Raw genomic sequence first — 23,009 nt, forward strand, 5'->3', positions numbered from 1 at the left:
TGGGTGTTGGGTGTCGGGTGGTGGTTTGCGGTTGGGCGGCTTGGATCTGGGGCCTGTTTGCTTAAGCAAAAAGACTAGACTCCTTAGAGGCGTTGGGCAATGGCGATCGCCACCGGGCTCAGCAGCAGGGCTGGTAAAAACGAGGCCACGCGCACTTGGGCCACATCTAGCAGGTTGAGGCCAATGCCCAAAATCATCAGCCCGCCCGTGCCAGTAATCAGCAATACTTGGGGGCTATTGACCGGATCTGGGATGATCGCCCCAGACAGGCTAGCCAGGAGCGATAGCCCTCCCTGCACCACAAACAGGCTCAGGGCCGAGAAGCCGACGCCAATGCCGTAGGTGCCGGTGAGCGCGATCGCCGCTAGACCGTCCATGGTGGCCTTAAGAGTGAGCAGGGCATTGTCGCCGGAGAGCCCGTTGTTGAGGCTGCCCACAATTGCCATGGGGCCAATGCAAAACAGCAGGCTTGCCGCCACAAAGCCCTCGGTAAAGCGCCCCCCGCCCCGTACCCGTGCTTTGAGCCAATCGCCCAAGACTGACAGGCGTTTTTCGATCTGCCACCATTCGCCCAGCAGCCCGCCGGCAGCCATCACCAGCAGCGCCAAAATAATGCCGTCGATGGGGCCAGCCTCGAGGTTAGACAGACTGCTGGCCATAGAGACGCCAATGACCAGCGTCATCAGCCCCACAGCTTGGGTAATGATCTGCTGCATTGACTTGGGTAAGTGGCTGCGCAGCATCAACCCCAGGGAGGTCCCCAGCACCACAGTGGCAACGTTAATCCAGGTGCCGCTGGTTTTCGCCCACAGGCTGAGCATAGAGAGTCCTTTTGGTATGAGTTCTTTTAGTCCGTTCAAGCCTATAGCTAAAGGGGCAAGGGGGAGGTTTGCCCTGCCGAGCGGGGCCGAGTAAGGCAGATTAGATCCGCGATCGCCCCAACCCAATCTTCCCCCGATCCACGTTATTCTCCAGACAGATCTATTGTTAGCCCGTTGCCGAGGAAAGTGCCATGGTGGTTCCCATTAGCCTAGTTCGTGCCACCTCTTACCATAGGCCCGAACTGGAGCGATCGCTCACCCAAGTGCTAGCGCCCCTGGGTGGTATGGCGGCCTTTGTCAAACCGGGCGATCGCGTGCTGCTCAAGCCCAATCTGCTCACGGCCTCTCGCCCCACCAAAGCCTGCACGACCGAGCCAGAGCTAGTCTATGCCGTGGCTCAGCAGGTTAAAGCCGTTGGCGGCAAGCCCTTTCTCGGCGATAGCCCTGCCTTTGGCAGCGCCTACGGAGTGGCCAAGGCCAATGGTCTGCTGCCCCTGGCCCAGGCACTCGACCTGCCCATTGTCGAACTCCACGGCCATCGCTACTCCACGGCTAACCCAGACTTTGATCACCTGCGCCTCTCCAAAGAAGCCATGGAGGCCGACGTGGTGATCAACCTACCCAAGGTAAAATCCCATGTGCAGCTGACGCTGACGTTGGGCGTCAAAAATTTGTTTGGCTGCGTACCCGGCAAAATGAAGGCCTGGTGGCATATGGAAGCGGGTAAAGATGTGCAGCGCTTCGGCACCATGCTGGTCGAAACGGCCCGGCTGATCGACCCCGCCCTCACCATTGTCGATGGCATCGTTGGTCACGAAGGCAATGGCCCCAGTGGTGGCGAGCCCAGAGATTTGGGCGTGCTGGGAGCGGCTGGCAACGTATTTGCCCTCGATCGCGCGATGGTAGCGGTGCTTGGGGTAGACCCCCTGGTGGTGCCCACGGTCGCGCAGTCAATGCGGCTGGGGCTATGTCCTGCCTGGGAGGAATTGGCGTTTCCGCTGCTCGCGCCCGACGACGTGTTGGTCGCCGATTGGCAACTGCCGACCGAACTCATGCCCATTGACTTTGGCATGCCGAGGGTCGTGAAATCGACCTTTAAGCACCTGTATATTCGATTTATTCAAGAGCCCATGGCGGCCTATGCTGGGCGGCTGTAGCCGAGCTTCAAGTAATGCTTTGGGTCACTCCGATCCACAAAAACAATCCCCAGATGCCTGTAACAGACCCTGGGGATTGATCGGTAGGGGAATGAACCTAACGGTTCTCTTCGACTGAGCTATTGCGCCGAGTTTGCCCGACCCAGGCGACTAGCCCCCGTGGTCGGTGCATTCTGACTCGCCAGAATCGTTTGCTCTAGCACCTCAGCGGCACGGAGGTATTGGGTATCCGCCTCGGTGCCCAGTAGGGCCGGGTTGCTAAACAGTTCGCGGCGCTGCTGAGCACTCAGGTCAACGGTGACATCGGGGGTAATGCCCTTGGTGCTGATGTCGGTGCCGTCGGGGGTGTAGTAGTGGGCCACGGTAACGGTGAGACCAGAGCCATCGGTCAGCCCGTGGAGCGATTGTACGAGAGCCTTGCCGTAGGTGGTGGTGCCAACTACGGTGGCTCGGTTGTTGTCGCGCAGGGCTCCGGTCAAAATTTCGCTAGAGCTGGCCGATCGCCCATCGACTAGCACCGTGAGTGGCAGGTTGGTCAGGGCAGTGCGGTTGGCAGAAATAGCCTCATCTTTGCCGCTGCGATCGAGGGTGCGCACAATCGGGCCATGCTGAAGCCACATGCGGCTGATATCGATGCTGGCCATCAACAGACCGCCGGGGTTACCGCGCAGGTCGAGCACAAACCCTTCGACTCCAGCATCGCTCAGGGTGCGAATGGCACTAGCCATCTGGGTAGCGGCATTGGCGTTAAACTCAATCAGCCGAATGTAGCCAATAGGGCGACCGCCAACCGTCTTTTGTGAATACTCAACGGTGGGCAGATCCATGCGGGCGCGGGTGAGAATCAGGGTGCGGGGCGCGCCGCCATTACGAGAAATGGTGAGCGTTATCTGAGACCCTTCGGCACCCCGCAGCTGTTGCAGTACGCCCTCGGCACTGAGACGCTCGGTGCTCTGACCGTCGACCAGCATAATGCGATCGCCCACGATAACCCCCGCCCCTTCCGCCGGAGACCCAGCCCCTACACCAGTCACCAGCACGGCCCCGGTTTGGCTGTTGCGCTCTAGCTGTACCCCAATGCCCGATACCTCACCAGAGGTCTGCTCAGTGAGGTCGGCATATTCTGCCGGAGAGAGAAAGCGGGTGTAGGGATCGTTGAGTCGCCGTAGGGCCGCTCGCAGGGCGGTGTAGGCTGCTTCCTGAGAGGTATATTCCCGGCTGAGCAAATCTTGGCGGGTTGCCTGCCAGTCAGTGTGGTTAAAACTACCGTCGACGTACTCTCGATTAATAATTTGCCAGGCTTCGTCGATGACTACCTTAGGACTGTCTTCAAGCTCGGTGATCGGGTTGGCTGCTAGGGCCGTTTCAGCAGCCAACGTCGCCAGAGCCAACGGAGCCAACGCTAAAACCTGAACCGCAGGATGCACTAGGGACAGCAGCCGAGGGGAGGAAGAATTTGACATTGCAGTATTACCAGCCTGGGCAGGGACGGAAGATTAAGTCGGGGGCAGTGCTGAACCCAGCCAATCTTGAGCCTATTGTGACTGATGGTTTAACTCTTTGGCCAGATGCGAAGGCTACTTTTAGAGATTTTAGGATTTTCTTTAGCTGCACAAAAAGCTGACAGCGCTGAGAATTCACCAGAAACGGCCTTACCTGGGTGCCCTAGTCCAGTTACCAACTGCCACAGTCCCCCCTTGACAAACCGCGATCGCTCTAGCTGCCGTCCTCTTGCTGCTAAATACCGCCTAGTACTAGCCAGTACTGGGCGGCAGAACCATGACAACCTTTCCTAAGGATGGCCGACGCCAGGGGGGCAGGAACAGTTAGCTGACTCGTGCCCCAGAGTACTCACTCCCCTGCCGATACAGGTGCTCTAGGCCCGGTTGGTGGCGTTGATCTCATCTAAAATGGTTTGGGCACCCTCTGACCGCAGATGCTCGGCGAGCTGGGCTCCCAGGGCTTCGGCTTCGGCGGTGGGGCCTTGTACGGTGTTTTTGATCACCCGCTGACCGTCGAGGCTGGCTACCAGCCCGGTGAGGGTTAGGGTATCACCATCGAGGCTAGTGTTGACGCCGATGGGAACCTGACAACCCCCTTCTAGCTCTCGCAGAAAGGCGCGTTCGGCCAGGCAGCGGGCAGTGGTGGGGCCGTGGGACAAGACGCTCAGCAACTGGAGGATCTCGGCATCGCCGGTGCGACACTCGATGCCCAGCGCCCCCTGGCCCACAGCGTGGAGGGAGATCTCGGGGGGCAGAAGCTCGTGGATGCGATCGCTCATATCCATACGGTGCAGCCCCGCCGCTGCCAAAATAATGCCGTCGTAGCCGCCCTCGTCAAGCTTGCGCAGCCGGGTGTTGAGGTTGCCGCGAATGTCTTTAAAGGTGAGGTGGGGGTAATGGTGGCGCAGCTGAGCCAGTCGCCGCAGCGATGAGGTGCCAATCACCGCGCCTTCGGGCAGGGTGGCCAGGGTTTTGTCTTTATGGTTTTCGTGTACCACCAGGGCGTCGGCGGGGTCTTCGCGCTCGGTGACACAGCCCAGCATCAGCCCCTCGGGTAGGCGGGTGGGCAAGTCTTTGAGGGAGTGCACGGCAAAGTCGCTGTCGCCGCGCAGCATGGTGTCTTCGAGCTCTTGGGTAAATAGACCCTTGTCGCCAATTTTAGAGAGCGACACATCGAGCACTTTGTCGCCCTGAGTTTCCATGGTGACAATCTCGAAGCCCAGATCGGGGAAATGCCGTTGGAGTTCATCCCGCACCCAGTGAGTTTGAATCAGCGCCAGCTGGCTTTTGCGAGACACGATCCGAACGGTGCGCTGGGGGGTCGAAACAGTGGGGGATGCGGTGGAGTGCATAGTCTGAAACGCGGCTTGCAAAGGGTTTGGTAATGGCTCTAGGCAGGACGGTTTAACCGCTACCGAATCTCCAGGTTACAGGATGGCGGCTACCTCTATGGTGGGCCTCTAGAAGATGTTAAGGGGTTGTCACATTCGGGCCTGGGCGGCGTTTATGATGAGGGTGCAGATCGAGCAGATCGAGGAGAGACCGTTGCCCCGTCAGTTTTCTACCGGCCAATTTTCTGCCTCGCTGGCGCAGCTCACCAGCGTGCTCTCCTTAGCGATCGCCCTTACCCTGGGCCATCAGGCCCCGGCCCCGGCCCAGGTGCTGCGGCCCGAAATTCGCTTTCCCTTTTTGGCCGACCCCCTGCAAGATGCCCCCCTCGACCCGCTGCTGCCCCGGCCCTCGGTGACGCGGCCCCTTAGCCCTCTAGAGCGGCTTGCCCTAGAGCAAGAACTCGATCAGCTGGCTCTGGAGGCCAGCGCCCTAGACCAAGCGGGATCGGTGGAAGCGGCTCGCCTGGTTTGGCGACGAGAAATTCGTCTCCGCCGTCTGCTCGGCATTGATCAGGAGCTGTCGGCCATTGATCGGGTGGGGCAGGTGCTGCGCGATCGCACCGCCACCCAAGATCTCCAGCTCTACTCGGTGCGGCTCGACGAAATTCGAGCCGGGCTAGCTCTGCCAGGCGATCGCGATCGCCTAGAGGCCATGGCCGTTACCTACGTTGTGCTGGGCAATGTCGAGGCCGCCGCCGACATTCGCCGGGCCTTGGCCGATGCGGCGCTGGTGGCGGGCAATGGGGCCGAGCACCGCCAGCAGCTAGAAATTTTGGCTGAGCTTCAGTCTGACTGGTTTAAGTTTGCTGAGGCGGCTCAGGTCTACGGCGAACTAGTCGAGCTAGCCCAGACTGATCTGGTGCGTGACGCTGAGCAGCGCTATCTCGAACGCCAGGCCTACAACCTAGAGCAGTTACAAGATTTTGAAGGGGCGATCGCCCTGCAGCAGCGCCAGCTTGCTCTCTTTCAGGCAGACGAAAGCCGCTGGCCCCAGATCGCTCCTCTGCAACACCAGCTTGCCCACAACTATCGCACCGTGGGCGACCTCGATACCGCCTCACGCCAGTACCAGGCCGCTTACATCAATGCCATCGATCAAGAGCAGTTCCAGGTCGCCGCCACCACAATTAATGACCTGGCTGAGCTGTACAAAACTCTCGGTCGCTGGGCCGATGTAACCTATCTCTACGAACAGCTACTACTCGTAGAACAACAGGCCCACAGCGCCTACGGCATGATGGCTACCTACGACGAACTTGGCCAGGTGCACGAACAGTTGGGCTCTGTCCCCTCGGCCCTGGCCGCCTACCGAGAAGGGCTGGTGCTGGCGCGAGTGCTGGGCACTCGTCAAGCCTACTTTGAAGCTCAAATTGCGCGTCTTACTGAGGAAGCCTCCTAATGGTGATTGAATGGCTCACCTTTGCGGTCGATCCTGACAACCGCGAAACCTTTATTCGCTTGGATAACGACATTTGGACGGCGGCTCTGAGCCAGTATCCCGGCTTTATTTCGAAAGAAGTGTGGATCTCGCCCGATTTACACGACCAAGTGGTGTTTATGGTGCGCTGGCAAACCCGCGAACAGTGGAAGTCAATTCCCCAGGCTGAACTAGACGCCGTTGAGCGCCAGTTTGACCAGGCCGTTGAGTTTACTTACCGCATGATTGACGCCCGCGAGTATCAGGTGCGGCGGTATCCCTCGGCCTAGCTTTAACCATTTGAGGCGATCGCCTTGAATTTTACCAATAACTCCTCATTAGCCCGTTATCTTGGCAAAATTGGAGATTAGCGTCACAGCTAAGTTCATTGGTGAATTCACTTTATCCCCATGCTTGATCCGATTCAGGCGCTTGTGCAATGTGTTCGCCAGGAATTGCTGCCAGGGCTGCACCTCGAAAGCCTTGACCCTCACCATCCCGTGGTGGTTCATCGGGTGCCAGTGCCCTGGCGCTGTTTGGGGGCGGGCAATTACGCAGCTGTGTTTATGCACCCCGACTACCCCGAACAGGTGGTGAAGGTGTATGCGCCGGGTCGCCCCGGTATTGAAGCCGAGGTTGAGGTTTACCGACGGCTGGCCAACCATCCAGCGTTTTCGCAGTGCTACGTCAGCGAAGCGCCGTTTTTGGTGCTCAAGCGCCTGCACGGGGTGACCCTGTATGACTGTCTCCATCGGGGCATTGCCATTCCGCCCCAGGTGATTTACGACATTGATGCGGCCCTCGACTATGTGCGCAGCCGGGGCCTGTTTCCCCACGATGTGCATGGCCGCAATGTGATGCAGGCCAAGGGGCGCGGCCTGGTCGTAGATGTGTCTGATTTCTTAAATGCTCAACCCTGCCGCGCCTGGCAGGATGTGAAGCGCGCCTACTGGTGGATCTATCGCCCCTTGTTTCTGCCCCTGGGCCTGCCGATACCCTATGCATTGTTGGACGGGGTGCGGTCCGGTTACCGGCTGTTTCGTCGTCTGACGGGCGGCGGGCTGCGCTAGCATACGGCCATCGTTGTTGAATGTATGGCCCCGCTGCTATGCTGTCGTGCCCCCGTTGCCAGGCTACTATCGAACCCACCACTATTCAGTGTCCCCGCTGTCGGCTTACCCTCAAGGCCCACGGGCATCCGGGCATGACGCTGCACCGCACCGAGGGCGATCAGCCGTTGTGTGCCACCTGCCTCTACGACGCTGACGACACCTGCAACTTTCCCCAGCGCCCCCACGCCGAAACCTGCACGCTCTATCGGTCGGTGACTGCTAATCAGGATCTGGCGCTGCCGTCCCTTTCCCCGGGGCAGCAGCTTAGTTTTTGGCTCCGCAACCATCGCGGCCTGGTGGGAATAGTGGGGCTACTACTGCTCAGCCTGGCGCTGGTGCTGGTGCGCTAGGAAAAGATCCCAGGGTTCTTCTCGCGGTTAGAAAATTATCCTGGTCAACCCCTAAAAGAACCCTGGGATCTCTCCTGGGTTCCGATCGCCCTAAGCCACCGGTTCTAGGGCAAAGAAATCTGAAAAAATTTTCTCACTCACGGTGTTGAGCCGAGTTTGCAGATCGTCGAGAAACTCGTGCAGCCCCCGCTGGGTAATTTCTTCGATGGTGAGGTAGTCGAGTTCGGAGCGCAGGCGACCCAGGGCGCGATCGCTGTTGGTGCGCCAGGTACCCGCCGGGGTGCCCGAAATGCAGTGCAGCGATCGCTCGGCCTCTAGCAAACAAAACTGAATCGATCGCGGAAACTCCCGATTTAAGATCAAAAACTCGGTCACCCCCTGGGGGGTAATGCGGTACTGGCGCTTGCGGTACATCTCGTAGGCGCTGGCCGACTTTAGCAGGGCAATCCACTGCAAATCGTCCAGCGGCGAACCGACATCGGTGACCGAAGGCAGCAAAATAAAGTACTTCACATCGAGAATGCGGGCGGTTTTGTCGGCCCGCTCCAGCAGTCGCCCCAGTTGGCCAAAGTGCCAGCCCTCGGTGTGGGCCATGGTGGCATCCATCACCCCAGCAAACAGGTGGCTGGCCATTTTGACTTCCGGGAAAAAGTTGTGCAGCTCCGACAGCAACCCCACGTCTGCGGCCTCATTTACCATCAGGTAAAACGAGTTCACCTGCTCCCACATTTCCGACGAAATTACTTCCCGCACCGATCGCGCATTTTCCCGCGCCGACTTGAGGCACGAAATGATCGAGTTGGGATACTCGCGATCGAAGGTGAGAAATTTCAGAATATTCTCTGCCGAGGCATCTCCATAGCGAGCTTTGAACATGGCCTGGTCGCCTGTGGTTCTGACCAGCGGCTCCCACTGCTGTTCCATGCCGGGGGGCGCGTCTAGCAGCAGGTTCAGATTCACATCCACAAAGCGGGCTACGTTTTCGGCCCGCTCGACGTAACGGTTTAACCAGTAGATAGAATCGGCAACGCGGCTAAGCATGGGGAGAAGTGGGTAGGTGGGTAGAGGGGAAGGGTTTCTTTCAACTCACTCTAAAAGCCAGTTGAACAGATCCTGAACTGTGAGGGATACATCATTAGCAAAGGTGGGTACAGGTAAGGCATCCTCGGGTTGATCAAAAACGGCCGTCTCTTGTTTGGGGCGGTAGACAAAGACCGTTTGTTCATCAGGGTCGATCAGCCAGCCCATTTGCGTGCCATGGCTGAGGCAGTGGAGGATGTTTTTGGTGACTCTGGTTTGGCTTTGGTCTGGGGAGAGGATTTCAACTGTCCAGTCTGGGGCAACAGCAAACGTATTGGCGACTTCGCCGTTCTGATCGCGGGGAATGTGGTTCCATGCCATGACTGCAACGTCTGGAACCACGGAGCGACCACCAAACGTGCAGCGCAGTTCTGGGAAGGCGCGGGCAATGCGTGTTGGCTTTAGAGCGGTATTGACAAACGGGACAAGTTCACCCTGAATAGCACTGTGTTTTCCCTGAGGCATCGGTTTTTGAAAAATTTGTCCATCCACAAACTCACTGGCAGGTTTGGTTTCTGGCAGCTTCAAAAACTCTTCCAGGGTCAATGTTTTAGAGGAGAGTTGCACCATTTACTACACCTAGCTAGTTGAAGGGTGAGCTATTCCCATCGTACTGAGTCCTTGGATGTGCCGTTGCTCTGTGCGATCGCGCCCAACGCTCTATTGGCTTTGAATTGGCAACTGGGCATTGGGGTCAACTGATTTCACGACCCAGGTGTCTTTGCTACCGCCGCCCTGGGATGAGTTGACCACCAGCGAGCCGCGCTTGAGGGCAACGCGGGTGAGGCCGCCGGGGTTCACATAAATATCCTGACCGTAGAGGATATAGGGCCTGAGATCCACATGGCAGCCCTCAAAGGCATCTTCGATCAGGGTGGGCACCCGCGACAGACAGAGGGTGGGCTGGGCAATGTAGCCCCTGGGGTCGGCACGAATGCGATCGCCAAATTCAGCCCGTTGCTCCTCAGTGGCGTGGGGGCCGACCAGCATGCCGTAGCCGCCGGAGGCGTTGGTGGCCTTGACCACCAGCTGGTCGAGGTTGGCCAGCACGTGGGCCTGCTGGGTCTCGTCTTCGCACAGGTAAGTGGGTACGTTGGGGATCAGCTGATCCTCGTCGAGGTAGTAGCGAATCATTTGGGGCACGTAGGCGTAGACCAGCTTATCGTCGGCGACGCCGGTCCCCAGGGCGTTGGCCAGAGCTACTCGCCCCGCCCGATACACCTCCATTAGCCCCGGCACCCCCAGCAGCGAGTCGGGCCGAAAGGCCAGGGGGTCAATAAAGTCGTCGTCGATGCGGCGATACATTACATCGACTCGTTCTAGGCCCTTGGTGGTGCGCATTTTCAGGTAGCCGTCGGAGACTACCAGGTCGCGCCCCTCCACCAGTTCGGCCCCCATCTGCTGGGCCAAAAACGAGTGCTCAAAGTAGGCCGAGTTGTACATGCCGGGAGTGAGCACCGCCACCCGAGGGTTGATTAGCGTCTCGGGCACCAGGTTGAGCAGGGTTTCGAGCAGCTGGCTGGCGTAGTCATCCACCGCCGCAATATCCATGGCGGCAAACAGGTGGGGGAAGGTATTCTTCATCACCCGCCGGTTTTCGAGCACGTAGGAGACGCCCGAGGGGCAGCGCATGTTGTCTTCTAGCACGTACCAGGTGCCGTCTTTGTCGCGTACTAGGTCGGTACCGGTAATGTGGCACCAGATGTTGTTGGGTGGGTTGAGGCCCATACAGGGTTTCAAAAAGCCCGGTGCCGACTCCACCACATGGCGCGGAATGACACCATCGTTGAGAATTTTTTGGTCGTTGTAGACATCGTGAATGAAGCAGTTGATCGCATAAATGCGCTGCTTGAGTCCCTTTTCGAGCCACTCCCACTCGTGGCCGGGCACAATGCGCGGAATCACATCGAAAGGAAAAATGCGCTCGGTGCCCTGGTTGTCGCTATAGACGTTGAAGGTGACTCCGAGCTTAAACAGGGTATTTTGTACCGCCTTTTGCCGCTGCTGAAGCTCTACCAGCGACATGGCGTTGACTCGTCGCACCAGCAGCTCGGCTTCGGGGCGAGGCTGGCCCTGCTTTAAAAAGAGTTCATCGAAAAAATCGCCGGGGTCATAGGCGTCAAATAGCACCAGGGGTCTCCCAAACTACAGGGCTTACGGTATCAACGCTACAGCGAGAGCGCCATAGGCTGATCATTACCGGGGAGGGTCGCCCCAAAGCTGTAGTTTACGATACGAAATTAGGGTGCTTCCTGGTTCGGTCTGCTGGTCATGCTCAATCCGATTCACAAAACCCCAATTCGAGACCGATACGGTGACTACCGCTTCTGTACCGATGTGCACTACATTTCTCAGTGTGGGCCGGGGCTGGCGATCGCTGGCATTGGTGTGAGGGGAGGGTATCGGGTATCAGGTTCCAGGCTTAGCCCAACACCCGACACCTGAAACCCGATACCTTTTACCTACCTAGCTACTTCAAAGGCGGGCCCTAGCCCCGCAACAATCTCCGAAGACGAAAGCTTGCCGTCGTGATCGAGGTCTAGGGCGTCGAAGGCCGCATCGGTACCGAGCCATTCCTCCCGAGTAATAAAGCCATCGCCATCAAGGTCGTAGGCTTTAAATAGGTCAAACTGGCTATCTCGGGCGTTGGCGGTTGTGCCGTCACCCTGGGTAAGTTCGGTGAGGCGGGTGGCGAGCAGGTTTTCCAAGGTTTCGAGGGCTTTACTAAAGCCCTTAATGCCTTCGTCGAGTTTTTCTTTGGCCATGCGATCGCTCTCGTGCATCGACCTAAAGGTGGCTTCATCCATGGAAAGTTTCTCAATCTCCATCGACTCAGCTTTGGCAGGGTCGAGTTTGCGGGGCAGGTCGGCCTGGGTTGCGTCGAGCTTGGCCAGCAGCTGGGGCGAGATGGTCAGCAGGTCGCAGCCTGCCAATTCGGTGATTTCTCCAATGTTGCGAAAGCTGGCTCCCATCACCTCAGTTTTGTAGCCAAACTTTTTGTAGTAGTTGTAGATCTCGGTGACCGACACCACGCCGGGGTCTTCGGGGGCGGGGTACTCATCGCGGCCAGTGTCTTTTTTGTACCAGTCGAGAATGCGGCCCACAAAGGGCGAGATCAATGTGGTGCCCACCTCAGCGCAGGCGATCGCCTGGTGAATGCCAAACAGCAGCGTCAGGTTGCAGTGAATGCCGTCTTTTTCAAGAATCTCAGCGGCCTTAATGCCCTCCCAAGTGGAGGCAATTTTGATCAGTACGCGATCGGGGGTAATGCCTAGCTTGTCGTACTGCGCAATAATGTCGCGGGCGGTCGCAACGGTGGCCTCGGTATCGTAGCTGAGGCGGGCATCGACTTCGGTCGAAACGCGACCGGGAATAATGCTGAGAATTTTGTAGCCAAAAGCTACTGCCAGATTTTTGAAGGCCAGGTTGGCGATGTCTTTCTCAGAGGCTCCCTCCCCCGCGTCGGCCTTGGCTTTTAACAACGTGTCATCGACAATCGCTTGATATTGGGGCATCTGCGCCGCCGCCGTAATGAGCGAAGGGTTGGTGGTGGCGTCGCGGGGGGTAAATTGTTCGATCGCTTGAATGTCGCCGGTATCGGCGACAACGACGGTCATTTGCCGAAGCTGCTCTAAGAGGCTGGCCATAGATTTCTCCTGAAAATTGAGGGAGCAAGGGGACTTGTGGGTGTTGCTCACCATTGTAAACAGGGGATCAAAGGCAAGTATTAACCCTTAATTAAAGCTACCGGGCGATTACACAACATTGCACAGTGTCCAGTAAGGGCTAATTCGTAACGGTTTCTTAAGAGTTGTTCTTTTGAAGACGACCTCTGGGGCATCAGATGTCACGCCAAGGCCCAACGCCCGAAACCTAACGCCCGAAACCTAACGCCCGAGTTTTCATCGCTGCGATCGATCAGATTGGGTGCCTCAGATGAGCCAAAGCTTGGCATGATGGGAGGGATTTATCACCCCTCTGCCTCAGACCCTATGCTGACCTCTGTATGGCAACAGCTCACCCTATCGACCTTTGCCCTAGAGCAATGGCGCGACGTTAGCCTAGTTCACCGGCTGCTGGCCCCGCTGCGGCGCTGGCGGCAGGGGAGTTGGCTGTTGAAGTGGGGCGACTGGATTGGGCTGGCCATTGTGGTGGCGCTGTTTGCCTTAGCCCCCTATGTCTCGACCACGCTGATTGGGGTACTGCTATTAGCGATCGCTGCCCTCTGGGCTTTGCTCACCCTCACCGATGAGGCTGGGGTTGGCATGACCCCGGTACACATTGCGGTGGCGGTTTACTGGGGGGTGATGGTCATGGCTACGGCGCTCTCCCCCGTACGGGGTGCGGCCCTGAGTGGGCTGATTAAGCTGAGCTTGAATATTTTGCTATTTTTGCTGGTGGCGCGGGTGGCGCGGCAGCCCAGAGCTAGGGGCCTACTGATCTTGGCCTATATCTTGACCACGCTGCCGGTGGCAATCTACGGGCTGCGGCAGTACTTCTTTGGCGCAACGGCCCTGGCCACCTGGGTGGATGTCAATTCGGCGGTGGCCGATGTGACGCGGGTGTATAGCTTTTTGGGCAATCCTAACCTGCTGGCGGGCTACCTGATTCCAGGGGTGATGCTGAGTGCGGCGGCGGTGTTTGCCTGGCCTCGGTGGGTGCCCAAGGGGCTAGCTCTGCTGGCGGCGGCCATCAACACCCTCTGCCTAATTTTGACCCTCAGTCGAGGCGGCTGGGTGGGCTTTTTGATCGCCGGGTTTGTGTTGATGACCCTGCTGGTGCAGTACTGGAGCATTTGGTTTACGCCGTTTTGGCGGCGCTGGGCGCTACCGCTGCTGCTAGGGGGCGCCGCCGCCGTGGTGGTGCTGGGAGTGCTCTCGGTAAGCTCGCTGCGGGCGCGGGTGCTGAGTATGTTTGTGGGCCGAGCCGACAGCAGCAACAACTTTCGCATGAATGTGTGGGCGGCCGTCATCGATATGATTCGCGCTCGGCCTGTTTTAGGTATTGGCCCCGGTAACGACGCGTTTAACGCGGTGTATCCCCTCTTTCAGCGGCCTCGCTATACAGCCCTCAGCGCCTACTCGGTGTTCTTAGAGGTGCTGGTAGAGGCTGGTATCGTTGGTATGCTGGCGTTTCTGTGGCTGCTGCTGCTGATCTTTCACCAGGGTTGGGTTCAACTTCAGCGGCTGCGCGAGACCCAGGATCAGCAGGGCTATTGGCTGATGGGTGCGATCGCATCGATTACCGGTACCCTCGGCCAGGGCATCGCTGACACCGTAATGTATCGGCCCCAGATCAGTACGCTGTGGTGGATGTCGATCGCGATCGTGGCCAGCTACTACCCAGCCCAGCAGATTTTAGGCAAGCGTTCGTTCAAGCTACGGCAAGCTGACTAAACCTGCAGACTCGATGATTCAGGCACTTCCAGACTGAATCATCGAGCATTGAACCTGCTCAGCGATCAAAGCAAGGTGCTGAAAAAACTCAATCTAACTCTTCGGTGCCATTCCAGGTGGGGTGGGGCATGAGTTGGACTTTGCCTTTGTGGGGTAGGTCTTGACCTGTGGCTAGGGTGCCACCATTGAGGGCTAAATGAACTCTGAGGCGTTTTTTGGCCTCGGCTAAGGAGTTGACCCGCAGGTTGAGAATGTAGAGATAGGGCGAGGGGCTATCGTCTAGGTAGGTAGCGCTTTCCCAGATGCGTAGCCGCACCCCGTCGGCATCAGACATGATCTTGTAAAAGAGCAAGTGATTGTCGACGGCGGGCTCATAATACCTCAAGCCCGGAGAAAACGGAGTGTGCATATCCCGAACACCAAAATCGAACGACCTAAACAGTGACTAAAGTGACTAGCTGGCATTGCACTTACCTTGAGATTACCCATACCGAAGCACAGAATCTAAGGGCGCTTTATGATTTCCTTACATTTAATTGCGCAGATCTCCTGCCTAACCGCGATCAGGACAAAAGCTATGAATTGTAAGGAGCAAGTGTTTTTCCTTGAGGGATGCCCGCAAGCCGACGACTAGGAACTTCTGAATGAATTCCGCCTCTATCTAGCGGAATATATTCCTTCAGTATCGGATAAGTTGCGATTGTTTACTCAAAAACGGGCAAAAATATAAGTAGTTTTACTTAGAATGGGGTTGGCTCTGAAGATTTGGTGAAGTGGCCCGACGCTCCATCTCTGAACGTAAAGCCTTAATAGTGTCAACTAAGCTGGCTTCGAACAGGTTATAGAACATTGACTTGAACGGGCCGACATCGGCTTCGGCTCGTACCTGTTGTGACAGCAAACACCCAACATCGCTACCCAATTGGGTGGGGGTAGTGTCAATGCGCCAGTGGCCGTACATGTACTCAAGGTTGCCCTCAAGGAGTCGAAAGCTAATCTGCTGCCCGTCAAGTTCCAGGTTTTCGGTCAGTACCTTAGACTCCATGGTAGTGAGCAAGACCCGCCGCCGGTCAACCTGCTCGACGACGGTGCGATCGCCGTCTACCTCGACCACCCGGCTCTGGGTCACTGTCGGCAAAAATTTGTAGAAATTGTTGTAGTCGGTCAGCACTGTCCAAGCCAGGGCATGGGGTACTGAGGTGGCAACCATGATGCCGTACTGGCCCTTGCCGCCTTTGACCAACACGTTGCGTTTGGCCAAGACAGCCCAATCAGCCTCAGTTAATTTGGCCAAATAGGCTTCAGCGGGCTGAATCTGACGGGACAAACGCGACATAATACCAGTGTGCCAGAACTCAATTACTGTAGCGTTAACCCGCACTGTAGCGCTAATCTACGCCGCTAATCTATGACGGCGATCGCCTCTTTTTTTGACGGTTTGTGAGTCAAGTGATCTAATGCCTAACTTTGATGCCGTCGTAGCGGCCTACCAAACCTTGCCCACTCGAGTGCTGAGCCTAATGCTGAGTACGGTTAACGGCGAGGGGTTGCCCCAGGCCAGCTATGCCCCCTACGTGATGGATGACGACTATCAGCTCTACATTTTTACCAGTGGTCTGTCGGCTCACACCCACAACCTGCAAATGACGGGCACCGCCAGTGTGCTGCTGATTGAAGATGAGGCGGCGGCATCCCAGGTGTTTGCTCGCCAGCGTATTAGCTACGACTGCCGGACGACTCTGCTACCTCGGGGTACGGCGGCTTGGGAGGCAGTTGCCGATCGCTTTGAGCAACGGTTTGGGGAGATTATTCCTATGCTGCGATCGCTGGATGATTTTCAAATCTTTTGCCTCAGCCCTCAGGGCGGTCGGTTTGTGATGGGGTTTGGGGCTGCCTACGCTGTTGATGCCCACGATCTCAGTCAGCTGGTTGGCCCTCCTCAAACTGGGCCAGAGACCCGATAGAGGGTGCTGCCTGGGTGACTCGCTCAGCCGTTCACCAAGATGCCAACGCCTACCAGGGCTACCCCCGCGCCGGCCACAGCCCTCAGGCTGACTCGATCGCCCATCGCGGCAGCCAGGGGCAGCACAAACAGCGGGCTAGTTGAGGTCAGTGCCTGGGCGACGCCAGCCGCTGCATACTTGAGGGCGGTTTGCTGAAGGTAGATAGCCAGGTAGGTGCCCAACACCGCTGCCAGCGCGACTCCGGCCAAAAGTCGGGGCGATCGCAGCGGTTTCAGCGGCCCTGCCACCGGTCCTTGGTAGCGCAAAATACCCAAAATAATGATCAGGCCACCCCCCAGCCGCAGCAGCGAACTCCACAGGGGGGCCACGGCGGTGTCGGCCAGCACCGCCCGCGACATGACCGCCCCGGTGGCCTGGCCTAGGGCGGCCAGCACGCCATAGATGATTCCCCATCTATCGGCGGGGCTAGGCCCGGCTACCTCGGGCACGCGCTCGGCAATTACCCACACTACTCCGGCTACGGTTAGGGCAATGCCCAACCAGGCTCTGGATGTTAGGGCCTCTTGCAAAAAGGTCAGGGCCAGCAGGGCGGCAATGGGTGGGGCCAGGGTTTCGAGCAGCAGCGCCCGCCTCGGCCCCAGGCGGTTGATTGCTGCAAAGTACGCAGTATCGCCCAAGCCAATGCCCACCACGCCGCTGAGGGCGAGAACCCCGATGGCTCTGGGGGTGAGACCAGCGGTATTTTGCCCTACCAACACCAGGGTGAGGGCCAGCAACACCAGAGCGATCGCACCCTTCGCCAGATTTAGCACCAGCGGCGACAGGGCTTTGCCCAACCGGCCAAACATCACTGTGGCGACAGCCCATAAAAAGGCTGCCATGAGTGCTGCTAATTCACCCCGCATAGGTTTGTATTCAGCAAATGCCGAACAGAATAATGAGTATCGCCACCATACCGGAAGTCAACAGAATCTTCACATTCCCCCCCCTTCAAATCATGCTGATCGATCGATTTACAGCTGTAGAGAGAACTAAGATGGTCTGACCCCCCCTAGGAAATTCTGAGTCATGCGTGTTTGGGCACTAGCATCGTGCAGTGGGCTACTGGCGCTAGCCGCCTGTAGTGCCGAACAATCCAACACTCCCAACCCCAGCGCGGCCCTTCCCGACGGGGATGATGCTGTTGAAGTCAATGCCCGACCCAGCCTAGTTGCCCCAGTCCCTAGCCCTGTGGCCTGGCCCGAAACCCGCCCCCGCCAGATTTTACAAAGCAGTGCGCCCCCCCCAGCGGCCAGCCCCTCCGCCCCAGGGGCAAGTATCCCTGGGCGACCCCAGCCCCAAGCCGATCAGCTGCGAGAGCGCCTACAGCGGCTGCAAGCCCAGCAGGGAATTCGGCTGTCTGCCGCTACGTCTCTGGTGACAGCCCCGGTGCCCTCGTCCCTAGTCGTCAGTACGCCATCTCGCCCAGCGCCTCAGCCCTCCCCCGCTCAAGTCACAGAAGCGCAGCGTGGCCTTGGAGAAGGCACAAGCTTTACCGGTTTGGATTCAGGGCCGGGGGCTGCCCTGCCGACTCCGCCTCGCCCTACCTCAGCGGCTCTACCGGAGGAAGGCGGCCCAGCCGCTGCCCCTCAGGTATCGGCCAGTCTGGCTCGAAACTATCCCAGCGTGCCCCTTCGTCACCAGGGCTATAGCGCCCAGTCAGGGGTGCTCAGTGCCGTGGTCCCTGCGGCTGAAGCATCACTTCCCTCCCCCCGGCTCCACGGTGGCCTGACGATCGCCCAAGCTGGCGAACAACCTAAACGAGCTGCCGCTCCGGCTCCGCCCCAACAATCTGTAGCGGCTGTGGCCGTTGTCCCAGAGCACCAGTCAAATGGCGGTAGAACGGGGCTCAGCTTGGCCCGTACTGCTGCGGTCCCTCAGTCTGAATTGACCGAAGTACACCAGCGGTCGGCTCTCCCCTCTGGGCAATCGGTGTCGCTGGCCCCATCGACCGGCCTAGCTGCCCAAGGCCGCCCAGCTACTGCGACGGTTGACGATCGCTTGTCTGGGGCGATCGCCCTGCCCGAGAGCCTTCCCCTTCACTCAGGTGCGCCGCGTCTCAGCCCACCCAGAGCCGCAGTAACGCCCGCCCGTCCTGAGGTCGCCGCTCCACCGACCTTCGACTTCGACGGGGCGGCCCTCCGAGGGGCTGAAGCGGTTGTTGCCAGTCAGGCTACCGGTGCCCCTGACCCCGCACCTGGTCTTCAAAGCCAGGCCAGTCTAGAACCGTTGGCTCTTGCCTCTAGGCCCAGCGAAACCCCCAAGGGATTGCCTGCGGGGTACTGTCTGTCTGCTAGCGGCCAGCCCCTAGCGATCGAAGGCGCACCCGAGGGATCAACCGCACCGTTTCCCAGGTTTAGCCCCTCTAGCTCGACTGCGTCTAGTCCCGATTTAAGCATTAACTCGGGCAAAACTGCTCTAGCACCAGGGTCATGTGACGATCTCACTTCGGCCCCCGCTGCCGCTGAACTGATCCCAGCGCCTGAGCTGACCTCAGACTAATCGTTAACGTCAGTTCCCTTTTCGATTAGCGAACCTGACCGCAGCCAGGCTATGGTGAGTCGGGTTAGGCTATAGCGGAGGGCACCGCTCACCATGAAACTTCACTGCGAAAGACAGGGAACCGGCTTCCCGATTCTGTGCCTGCATGGGCATCCAGGATCGGCTAAAACCATGGCAGTCTTTGTAGAAGGGCTGCGCGATCGCTACTGCACCCTCACCCCTGACCTGCGGGGCTACGGTCGCAGCCAAACGCGATCGCCCTTTGAGCTTGAAGACAGCCTCGCCGACTTAGAGGAATTGCTCGACGCCCAGGGCATTGAGCGCTGTCTGGTGCTGGGTTGGTCGCTAGGGGGCATTCTGGCGATCGAACTGGCCTTGAGACGCCCTGAGCGGGTAGCAGGGTTAATCTTAATTGCGACGGCGGCTCGTCCCGTGGGTGCCCATCCCCCCACCTCCTGGGTCGAGTTGGTCAACACCGGCTTGGGGTCACTGTTGAATGTGCTGGCTCCGGCTAATCCTGTCGTCAGGCACAGTCTGGGGCCGCGATCGCTCTATCGCTACCTGCTGCGGCAGCATACTGAGCACGCCTACCGACGCCTTGCCCAAGAAGGTTTCTGGGCCTACCTAGGCACCTCACCCCTGGCCCACCGTGCCCTCAACCGCGCCCTGGCTCGCCGCTACAATCGCCTGCCCGATCTGGGTGCCATCGCCGTACCTTGTCTAGTGCTGTGTGGAGCCGAAGACCTCCACATTACCGCCCAGGCTAGTCTAGAAACGGCGGCCTACCTGCCGAGAGCCGAAAGCCACTGCTATCCCAACACTGCCCACCTGCTCCCCTGGGAAATTCCCGAGCAGCTGTTAGGTGACATTCACCACTGGATCGATCGCCAGGGGCTAGACCTAACAGCGGAACTATAGCGACCTAGTCATTCAGACAGAGAGAATGCTGACATCACCTAAACCGCTCGACCTGACTACTGCTCCCCAAGGATCAAGTGATCCCCAAGGATCAAGTTCAAATTACATGACGTCAGAATTGATTAACCAACAGAAAGCAGCTTGTCTGTCATTCCCGCAGAGGCGGAAATCCACCCTGGAGTAACTTACCCACAATGGATTCCACGGAAGTGAGAATGACAGATCAGGGCCACTTAAGCGGACCTGATATTACCTGCTCTGATTAGCCAGTTGGCTGGGCAAATCAACTTTATGATCCCCACGGCAGGCCGTTTCCCTTTCCCTTGCTGGCCGGTTTGACCCCACTGGCTGGTCACGGTCTCCCGGTAGTAGCCGCGTTTTAGGGTTGACCGCTGTAGGCTGGGGCTGAAAACCCACCCACCGGAGTATCCCACTCGTCAGTAATGGTGAGCTGATCGGGGCGGTTGCAACGCTGCACCACGGTCTGAATATTTTGTGCCCCTTCCTGCTCGAGGTCTTCGATATAACCACCCTTGGCCATCACCGCCTCAGCCTCGCTATCGAAGGGGCCAAAGTAGTAGGTGCAGGCGGGTTGGTTAGTCTTAATCTCTACCCACCAAGCTTTGCTCTGACCCAAAAGATTGCTTAAAAAGCTACCCAAAAATTTATGCATAGATCCTTCCTATCTGCCTTATTAAAAAGGAATCACGTCCCCAAACCGTCCTGGGACAACTCTAGCCCCTGTTTGTTTATACTGTCTTGCTTTTGATTTTGCAAAGAGGAAATTTGGATTTGCGCCACCCATTGATGACGATAGATCTCATACAGCGCCATGCCTGTAGCCACCGATGCATTTAGGCTAGGAACCGTTCCCCGTAGAGGAATTGACACCAGTGTGTCACAGCTTTGCTGCACGCTCAGGCTCAGCCCGCTGCCCTCAGACCCCACGACAATGACTGTAGGGCGATCGAAGGTAGTCCGGTGGACTGGCTGGGTGGCTTCAGACGACAGGCCATAGATCCAAAAGCCCTTTTCTTTTAGGGTATCGAGGGCGCGCTTGAGGTTGATCACCCGTGCTACAGGCAAGCGCTCTAGACCTCCGGCGGCCACCTTGGCCACCGTCGCAGTGACTCCCACGGCTCGCCGCTGAGGAATCACCATGCCCTGAGCCCCTAAGGCCTCGGCAGTGCGGATAATTGCCCCTAGATTGTGGGGATCGGTAATGCCATCGGCGGCGATAATCACCGGCACCCTAGCTGCTCCTAGGGCTGTTTCAATCATCTCGTCTAGATCGTGGTAAGCATGGGAAGCTGCTTGTGCCGCAATTCCCTGGTGGTTAGCTCCAGCGGTCACTTGGTTCAGCCGCTGGGTATCGACTTCGTCAATCACTGCGCCGCTGGCCTTGGCCTCATCAATCAGCGATAAAAAGCGGGGATCATAGCGAATACGGGCGTTAACCCACACGCGGTTTAGGGGGCGCTGGGCTTGTAAGGCAGCTTCAACTGCATGGCGACCGTAGATTAGATCGGTTTGATCTTGAGCATCATCGGCTACTCCAAGGCCCTGTTCGCCCACCGCTAATTTGTGGGTTGTGGATGCAGGGGGACGATTTCTCCCTGCGTCACTGCGGGCATCGCCCCCCTGGTACCGGGTTTTGCCCTTGTCGTAGCTAGGTTTGTTGTCGCTGTAGCGAGGCTTACCGCCCTGATAGCCAGGCTTGCCATCGCCACCATAGCGGGGTTTGTCTTCCCTCGATTGCGGCTTGCTACCGTCGTAGCGAGGTTTGCTATCGCCATAGCGAGGCCTGTCATCGTTATGACGGGGTTTGCCGCCATCGGGACGGGGTTTGTCGCCGCCGTAGCGGGGTTTGTCACTGCCGTAACGGGGCTTTTCGTCACCATAACGGGGTTTGCCGCTGTCGTAGCGGGGCTTGTCATCGTTATAGCGAGGCTTGCCCTTCTTATCGCCGTCGTAGCGGGGTTTATCTCCACCATAGCGAGGCTTGTCATCCCCGTAACGAGGCTTGCCGCTATCGTAGCGAGGCTTGCCGCTATCGTAGCGAGGCTTGTCATCGCTATAACGCGGTTTGCCGCTGTCAGTGCGGGGTTTGGGTTTGGCATCGTTGCGCTGAGGTTTGCTGCCTTGGTACCCTTCAGACCGCTGGCGAGGCTCCGACCCAGAGGAGCGATTGGGGTTGCGAAAAGGCTTTTGGGACGACATAGCCACACCAGATACGGGGTAGAAACCAACGGTCAAAGAGAAGTCCTAGGCTAGCATGCCTAACCCATTCTCTGATTATTCTTATTTCGCCTGGCCGTGGTAGTAGAGAGGTTGACCTAGGCAGCCCATGGATGGCTACAAAGTGATGACTACAAAGCCGCCGTCGACTCAGGGCTTTTATTAGCTTAGATGATCACCTTAAAGGATCAATCCAGGATTAGGGGCAGTACCCTACTACTTTTTCCCATGGACTTGGGGTCGCTGGTCTTGAGTTAAAGATCTGAAAAGAAGCTTAATTTTTCAGCATTCGGTGACAAAGTAAGCAACATCCTCTGAATAATCCTTCACAATGGAAAATGACATCCCCATACCGGAGTGATGCCATGCCTCACCCATCCAGTGATCAAAAGATCGACGGTACGAAGCTTAATTGTCCGGTTCATTTGGTGTTGTCCTACATTGGCGGCAAGTGGGCCATTCTGATTTTGCGAGAGTTATTTGAGGGTAGCCGCCGCACGAATGAATTTTTGTCGGCGCTGCCTGGAATCAGTACTAAAACCCTCACCGCTCGCCTAAGGGAGCTAGAAAGCTACGGCCTGGTCAGTCGTAGGGTGTTTCCTGAGGTGCCACCGCGAGTCGAGTATTCTCTGACGGCCAAGGGGCGAGAGGTGCAGCCCATCATGGCGGCCTTTAACCAGGTTGGCCAGCAGTGGTTAGTCCATGGCCCAGATAGCCGCCCTACTACTCTCTACGAATCGAGAGGCCGCTAGTCGTTGTGCCAAACTTCGTGGGGAAGTAGATCGCCAATGCGATCGCGCAAAAAGTAGTCGTACTCTTCTAGCTCAGCCTCAATGTAGGGCCATTCTCGGGCGGCGATGTAGCCACACAGCGCGCATATAGGCTGGTGGCGATCTAGGGTGCCGCAGTCGACCAACTGCTGGACCTCCTGGCGAATCTCATCAATGGTGTAATGCCGGGTTAGCGTCGGGTTTTTGGTTGTCATGGCCGCAGCCCTCCGAAACTTGGATGCAGTGAGAATATTTACTCATCACTCCATCTACATAGTGCAACTGTAGTTTTGGAAAGCAAAGCGGTTGATGCGTATCATTACCTTTGTTTACAAGGTGCAATAATGTAGTT

Annotated in this window: 23 protein-coding genes; 10 read left to right on the forward strand and 13 right to left on the reverse strand. The window is 57.8% G+C overall.

The features are described from left to right. Window positions 1-83: 83 nt before the first annotated feature. Complete coding sequence (locus tag RRF56_RS20405; protein ID WP_317034994.1) at window positions 84-821, reverse strand: DUF554 domain-containing protein; 738 nt, start codon at window positions 819-821, stop codon at window positions 84-86. A gap of 191 nt (window positions 822-1,012) precedes the next feature. On the opposite strand from RRF56_RS20405, the gene RRF56_RS20410 reads away from it, so the two are divergent. Continuing rightward, complete coding sequence (locus RRF56_RS20410) at window positions 1,013-1,978, forward strand: DUF362 domain-containing protein (RefSeq protein WP_317034995.1); 966 nt, start codon at window positions 1,013-1,015, stop codon at window positions 1,976-1,978. 119 nt (window positions 1,979-2,097) lie between these two features. Here RRF56_RS20410 and RRF56_RS20415 read toward each other — a convergent pair whose 3' ends face one another. Both RRF56_RS20415 and hemC read right to left on the reverse strand, forming a co-directional pair. After that, window positions 2,098-3,441, reverse strand: a complete 1,344-nt coding sequence (locus RRF56_RS20415; protein ID WP_317034996.1) for a S41 family peptidase — start codon at window positions 3,439-3,441, stop codon at window positions 2,098-2,100. A gap of 413 nt (window positions 3,442-3,854) precedes the next feature. Next, window positions 3,855-4,832 carry a hydroxymethylbilane synthase gene (gene hemC / locus RRF56_RS20420; RefSeq protein ID WP_317034997.1) on the reverse strand — a complete coding sequence of 326 codons (978 nt, stop codon included), beginning with the start codon at window positions 4,830-4,832 and terminating at the stop codon, window positions 3,855-3,857. Between the two features lie 193 nt (window positions 4,833-5,025). Between hemC and RRF56_RS20425 the strand changes: the two genes are divergently transcribed. The 4 genes from RRF56_RS20425 to RRF56_RS20440 all read left to right on the forward strand — a co-directional run bounded on the left by RRF56_RS20425 (window position 5,026) and on the right by RRF56_RS20440 (window position 7,750). After that, complete coding sequence (locus RRF56_RS20425) at window positions 5,026-6,270, forward strand: hypothetical protein (protein WP_317034998.1); 1,245 nt, start codon at window positions 5,026-5,028, stop codon at window positions 6,268-6,270. Further along, window positions 6,270-6,578, forward strand: a complete 309-nt coding sequence (locus RRF56_RS20430; RefSeq protein ID WP_317034999.1) for a TIGR03792 family protein — start codon at window positions 6,270-6,272, stop codon at window positions 6,576-6,578. Before RRF56_RS20425 ends, RRF56_RS20430 begins: the two co-directional genes overlap by 1 nt. Before the next feature lie 120 nt (window positions 6,579-6,698). Next, the gene (locus tag RRF56_RS20435; RefSeq protein ID WP_317035000.1) at window positions 6,699-7,358 is read left to right on the forward strand and encodes a serine/threonine protein kinase; all 660 of its coding nucleotides are present in this window, start codon (window positions 6,699-6,701) and stop codon (window positions 7,356-7,358) included. Between the two features lie 38 nt (window positions 7,359-7,396). Next, window positions 7,397-7,750, forward strand: coding sequence for a hypothetical protein (locus RRF56_RS20440; RefSeq protein ID WP_317035001.1), 354 nt, complete (start codon window positions 7,397-7,399; stop codon window positions 7,748-7,750). Window positions 7,751-7,840: 90 nt separating this feature from the next. Here RRF56_RS20440 and RRF56_RS20445 read toward each other — a convergent pair whose 3' ends face one another. From RRF56_RS20445 to RRF56_RS20460, 4 genes are all read right to left on the reverse strand, one after another. Continuing rightward, entirely contained in the window at window positions 7,841-8,791 is a 951-nt protein-coding gene (locus tag RRF56_RS20445) for an alpha-E domain-containing protein (protein ID WP_317035002.1), read from the reverse strand. Window positions 8,792-8,836: 45 nt separating this feature from the next. Further along, on the reverse strand, window positions 8,837-9,400 hold the full coding sequence (locus RRF56_RS20450) for a Uma2 family endonuclease (protein ID WP_317035003.1): 564 nt from the start codon (window positions 9,398-9,400) through the stop codon (window positions 8,837-8,839). A gap of 90 nt (window positions 9,401-9,490) precedes the next feature. Further along, window positions 9,491-10,960 carry a circularly permuted type 2 ATP-grasp protein gene (locus RRF56_RS20455; protein WP_317035004.1) on the reverse strand — a complete coding sequence of 490 codons (1,470 nt, stop codon included), beginning with the start codon at window positions 10,958-10,960 and terminating at the stop codon, window positions 9,491-9,493. 332 nt (window positions 10,961-11,292) lie between these two features. Continuing rightward, window positions 11,293-12,477: a transaldolase gene (locus RRF56_RS20460; RefSeq protein ID WP_317035005.1), complete on the reverse strand. Its 1,185-nt coding sequence runs from the start codon at window positions 12,475-12,477 to the stop codon at window positions 11,293-11,295. Between the two features lie 345 nt (window positions 12,478-12,822). Here RRF56_RS20460 and RRF56_RS20465 point away from each other — a divergent pair, with 345 nt between their 5' ends. Further along, window positions 12,823-14,226, forward strand: a complete 1,404-nt coding sequence (locus RRF56_RS20465) for an IctB family putative bicarbonate transporter (protein WP_317035006.1) — start codon at window positions 12,823-12,825, stop codon at window positions 14,224-14,226. A gap of 88 nt (window positions 14,227-14,314) precedes the next feature. On the opposite strand, the gene RRF56_RS20470 is transcribed toward RRF56_RS20465, so the two are convergent. Beyond that, a complete protein-coding gene (locus RRF56_RS20470; protein ID WP_317035007.1) occupies window positions 14,315-14,560 on the reverse strand; it encodes a hypothetical protein in 246 nt (81 codons plus the stop codon). Between the two features lie 402 nt (window positions 14,561-14,962). Then, complete coding sequence (locus RRF56_RS20475; protein WP_317035008.1) at window positions 14,963-15,562, reverse strand: SRPBCC family protein; 600 nt, start codon at window positions 15,560-15,562, stop codon at window positions 14,963-14,965. Between the two features lie 121 nt (window positions 15,563-15,683). On the opposite strand from RRF56_RS20475, the gene RRF56_RS20480 reads away from it, so the two are divergent. Next, complete coding sequence (locus tag RRF56_RS20480; RefSeq protein WP_317035009.1) at window positions 15,684-16,190, forward strand: HugZ family protein; 507 nt, start codon at window positions 15,684-15,686, stop codon at window positions 16,188-16,190. Window positions 16,191-16,213: 23 nt separating this feature from the next. Here the strand turns inward: RRF56_RS20480 and RRF56_RS20485 are convergent, their stop codons facing one another. Continuing rightward, window positions 16,214-17,095: a DMT family transporter gene (locus RRF56_RS20485; RefSeq protein ID WP_317035010.1), complete on the reverse strand. Its 882-nt coding sequence runs from the start codon at window positions 17,093-17,095 to the stop codon at window positions 16,214-16,216. Window positions 17,096-17,258: 163 nt separating this feature from the next. On the opposite strand from RRF56_RS20485, the gene RRF56_RS20490 reads away from it, so the two are divergent. Both RRF56_RS20490 and RRF56_RS20495 read left to right on the forward strand, forming a co-directional pair. Next, the gene (locus tag RRF56_RS20490) at window positions 17,259-18,731 is read left to right on the forward strand and encodes a hypothetical protein (protein WP_317035011.1); all 1,473 of its coding nucleotides are present in this window, start codon (window positions 17,259-17,261) and stop codon (window positions 18,729-18,731) included. A 93-nt stretch (window positions 18,732-18,824) separates the two neighbouring features. Further along, window positions 18,825-19,649 (forward strand): alpha/beta hydrolase, encoded by an 825-nt coding sequence (locus tag RRF56_RS20495; RefSeq protein WP_317035012.1) that lies wholly within the window; start codon window positions 18,825-18,827, stop codon window positions 19,647-19,649. 379 nt (window positions 19,650-20,028) lie between these two features. Here RRF56_RS20495 and RRF56_RS20500 read toward each other — a convergent pair whose 3' ends face one another. After that, entirely contained in the window at window positions 20,029-20,322 is a 294-nt protein-coding gene (locus tag RRF56_RS20500) for a DUF1816 domain-containing protein (RefSeq protein ID WP_317035013.1), read from the reverse strand. Window positions 20,323-20,354: 32 nt separating this feature from the next. Further along, window positions 20,355-21,869, reverse strand: a complete 1,515-nt coding sequence (gene rlmB, locus RRF56_RS20505; protein ID WP_317035014.1) for a 23S rRNA (guanosine(2251)-2'-O)-methyltransferase RlmB — start codon at window positions 21,867-21,869, stop codon at window positions 20,355-20,357. 383 nt (window positions 21,870-22,252) lie between these two features. Here rlmB and RRF56_RS20510 point away from each other — a divergent pair, with 383 nt between their 5' ends. Next, complete coding sequence (locus RRF56_RS20510) at window positions 22,253-22,639, forward strand: helix-turn-helix domain-containing protein (RefSeq protein WP_317035015.1); 387 nt, start codon at window positions 22,253-22,255, stop codon at window positions 22,637-22,639. On the opposite strand, the gene RRF56_RS20515 is transcribed toward RRF56_RS20510, so the two are convergent. Continuing rightward, complete coding sequence (locus tag RRF56_RS20515; protein ID WP_317035016.1) at window positions 22,636-22,872, reverse strand: DUF4327 family protein; 237 nt, start codon at window positions 22,870-22,872, stop codon at window positions 22,636-22,638. The two genes, RRF56_RS20510 and RRF56_RS20515, sit on opposite strands and share 4 nt — an antisense overlap. Between the last annotated feature and the right edge of the window lie 137 nt (window positions 22,873-23,009).

The organism is Nodosilinea sp. E11, from assembly GCF_032813545.1.
Classification (GTDB): Bacteria; Cyanobacteriota; Cyanobacteriia; order Phormidesmidales; family Phormidesmidaceae; genus Nodosilinea.

Excerpts from the sequence above, each read along its gene's own strand:
- RRF56_RS20405 (WP_317034994.1), bottom strand. The coding sequence starts at position 821 with ATGCTCAGCCTGTGGGCGAAAACCAGCGGCACCTGGATTAACGTTGCC.
- RRF56_RS20410 (WP_317034995.1), top strand. The coding sequence starts at position 1,013 with ATGGTGGTTCCCATTAGCCTAGTTCGTGCCACCTCTTACCATAGGCCC.
- RRF56_RS20415 (WP_317034996.1), bottom strand. The coding sequence starts at position 3,441 with ATGTCAAATTCTTCCTCCCCTCGGCTGCTGTCCCTAGTGCATCCTGCG.
- hemC (WP_317034997.1), bottom strand. The coding sequence starts at position 4,832 with ATGCACTCCACCGCATCCCCCACTGTTTCGACCCCCCAGCGCACCGTT.
- RRF56_RS20430 (WP_317034999.1), top strand. The coding sequence starts at position 6,270 with ATGGTGATTGAATGGCTCACCTTTGCGGTCGATCCTGACAACCGCGAA.
- RRF56_RS20435 (WP_317035000.1), top strand. The coding sequence starts at position 6,699 with ATGCTTGATCCGATTCAGGCGCTTGTGCAATGTGTTCGCCAGGAATTG.
- RRF56_RS20440 (WP_317035001.1), top strand. The coding sequence starts at position 7,397 with ATGCTGTCGTGCCCCCGTTGCCAGGCTACTATCGAACCCACCACTATT.
- RRF56_RS20445 (WP_317035002.1), bottom strand. The coding sequence starts at position 8,791 with ATGCTTAGCCGCGTTGCCGATTCTATCTACTGGTTAAACCGTTACGTC.
- RRF56_RS20450 (WP_317035003.1), bottom strand. The coding sequence starts at position 9,400 with ATGGTGCAACTCTCCTCTAAAACATTGACCCTGGAAGAGTTTTTGAAG.
- RRF56_RS20460 (WP_317035005.1), bottom strand. The coding sequence starts at position 12,477 with ATGGCCAGCCTCTTAGAGCAGCTTCGGCAAATGACCGTCGTTGTCGCC.
- RRF56_RS20465 (WP_317035006.1), top strand. The coding sequence starts at position 12,823 with ATGCTGACCTCTGTATGGCAACAGCTCACCCTATCGACCTTTGCCCTA.
- RRF56_RS20470 (WP_317035007.1), bottom strand. The coding sequence starts at position 14,560 with ATGTCTGATGCCGACGGGGTGCGGCTACGCATCTGGGAAAGCGCTACC.
- RRF56_RS20475 (WP_317035008.1), bottom strand. The coding sequence starts at position 15,562 with ATGTCGCGTTTGTCCCGTCAGATTCAGCCCGCTGAAGCCTATTTGGCC.
- RRF56_RS20480 (WP_317035009.1), top strand. The coding sequence starts at position 15,684 with ATGCCTAACTTTGATGCCGTCGTAGCGGCCTACCAAACCTTGCCCACT.
- RRF56_RS20485 (WP_317035010.1), bottom strand. The coding sequence starts at position 17,095 with ATGCGGGGTGAATTAGCAGCACTCATGGCAGCCTTTTTATGGGCTGTC.
- RRF56_RS20490 (WP_317035011.1), top strand. The coding sequence starts at position 17,259 with ATGCGTGTTTGGGCACTAGCATCGTGCAGTGGGCTACTGGCGCTAGCC.
- RRF56_RS20495 (WP_317035012.1), top strand. The coding sequence starts at position 18,825 with ATGAAACTTCACTGCGAAAGACAGGGAACCGGCTTCCCGATTCTGTGC.
- RRF56_RS20500 (WP_317035013.1), bottom strand. The coding sequence starts at position 20,322 with ATGCATAAATTTTTGGGTAGCTTTTTAAGCAATCTTTTGGGTCAGAGC.
- rlmB (WP_317035014.1), bottom strand. The coding sequence starts at position 21,869 with ATGTCGTCCCAAAAGCCTTTTCGCAACCCCAATCGCTCCTCTGGGTCG.
- RRF56_RS20510 (WP_317035015.1), top strand. The coding sequence starts at position 22,253 with ATGCCTCACCCATCCAGTGATCAAAAGATCGACGGTACGAAGCTTAAT.
- RRF56_RS20515 (WP_317035016.1), bottom strand. The coding sequence starts at position 22,872 with ATGACAACCAAAAACCCGACGCTAACCCGGCATTACACCATTGATGAG.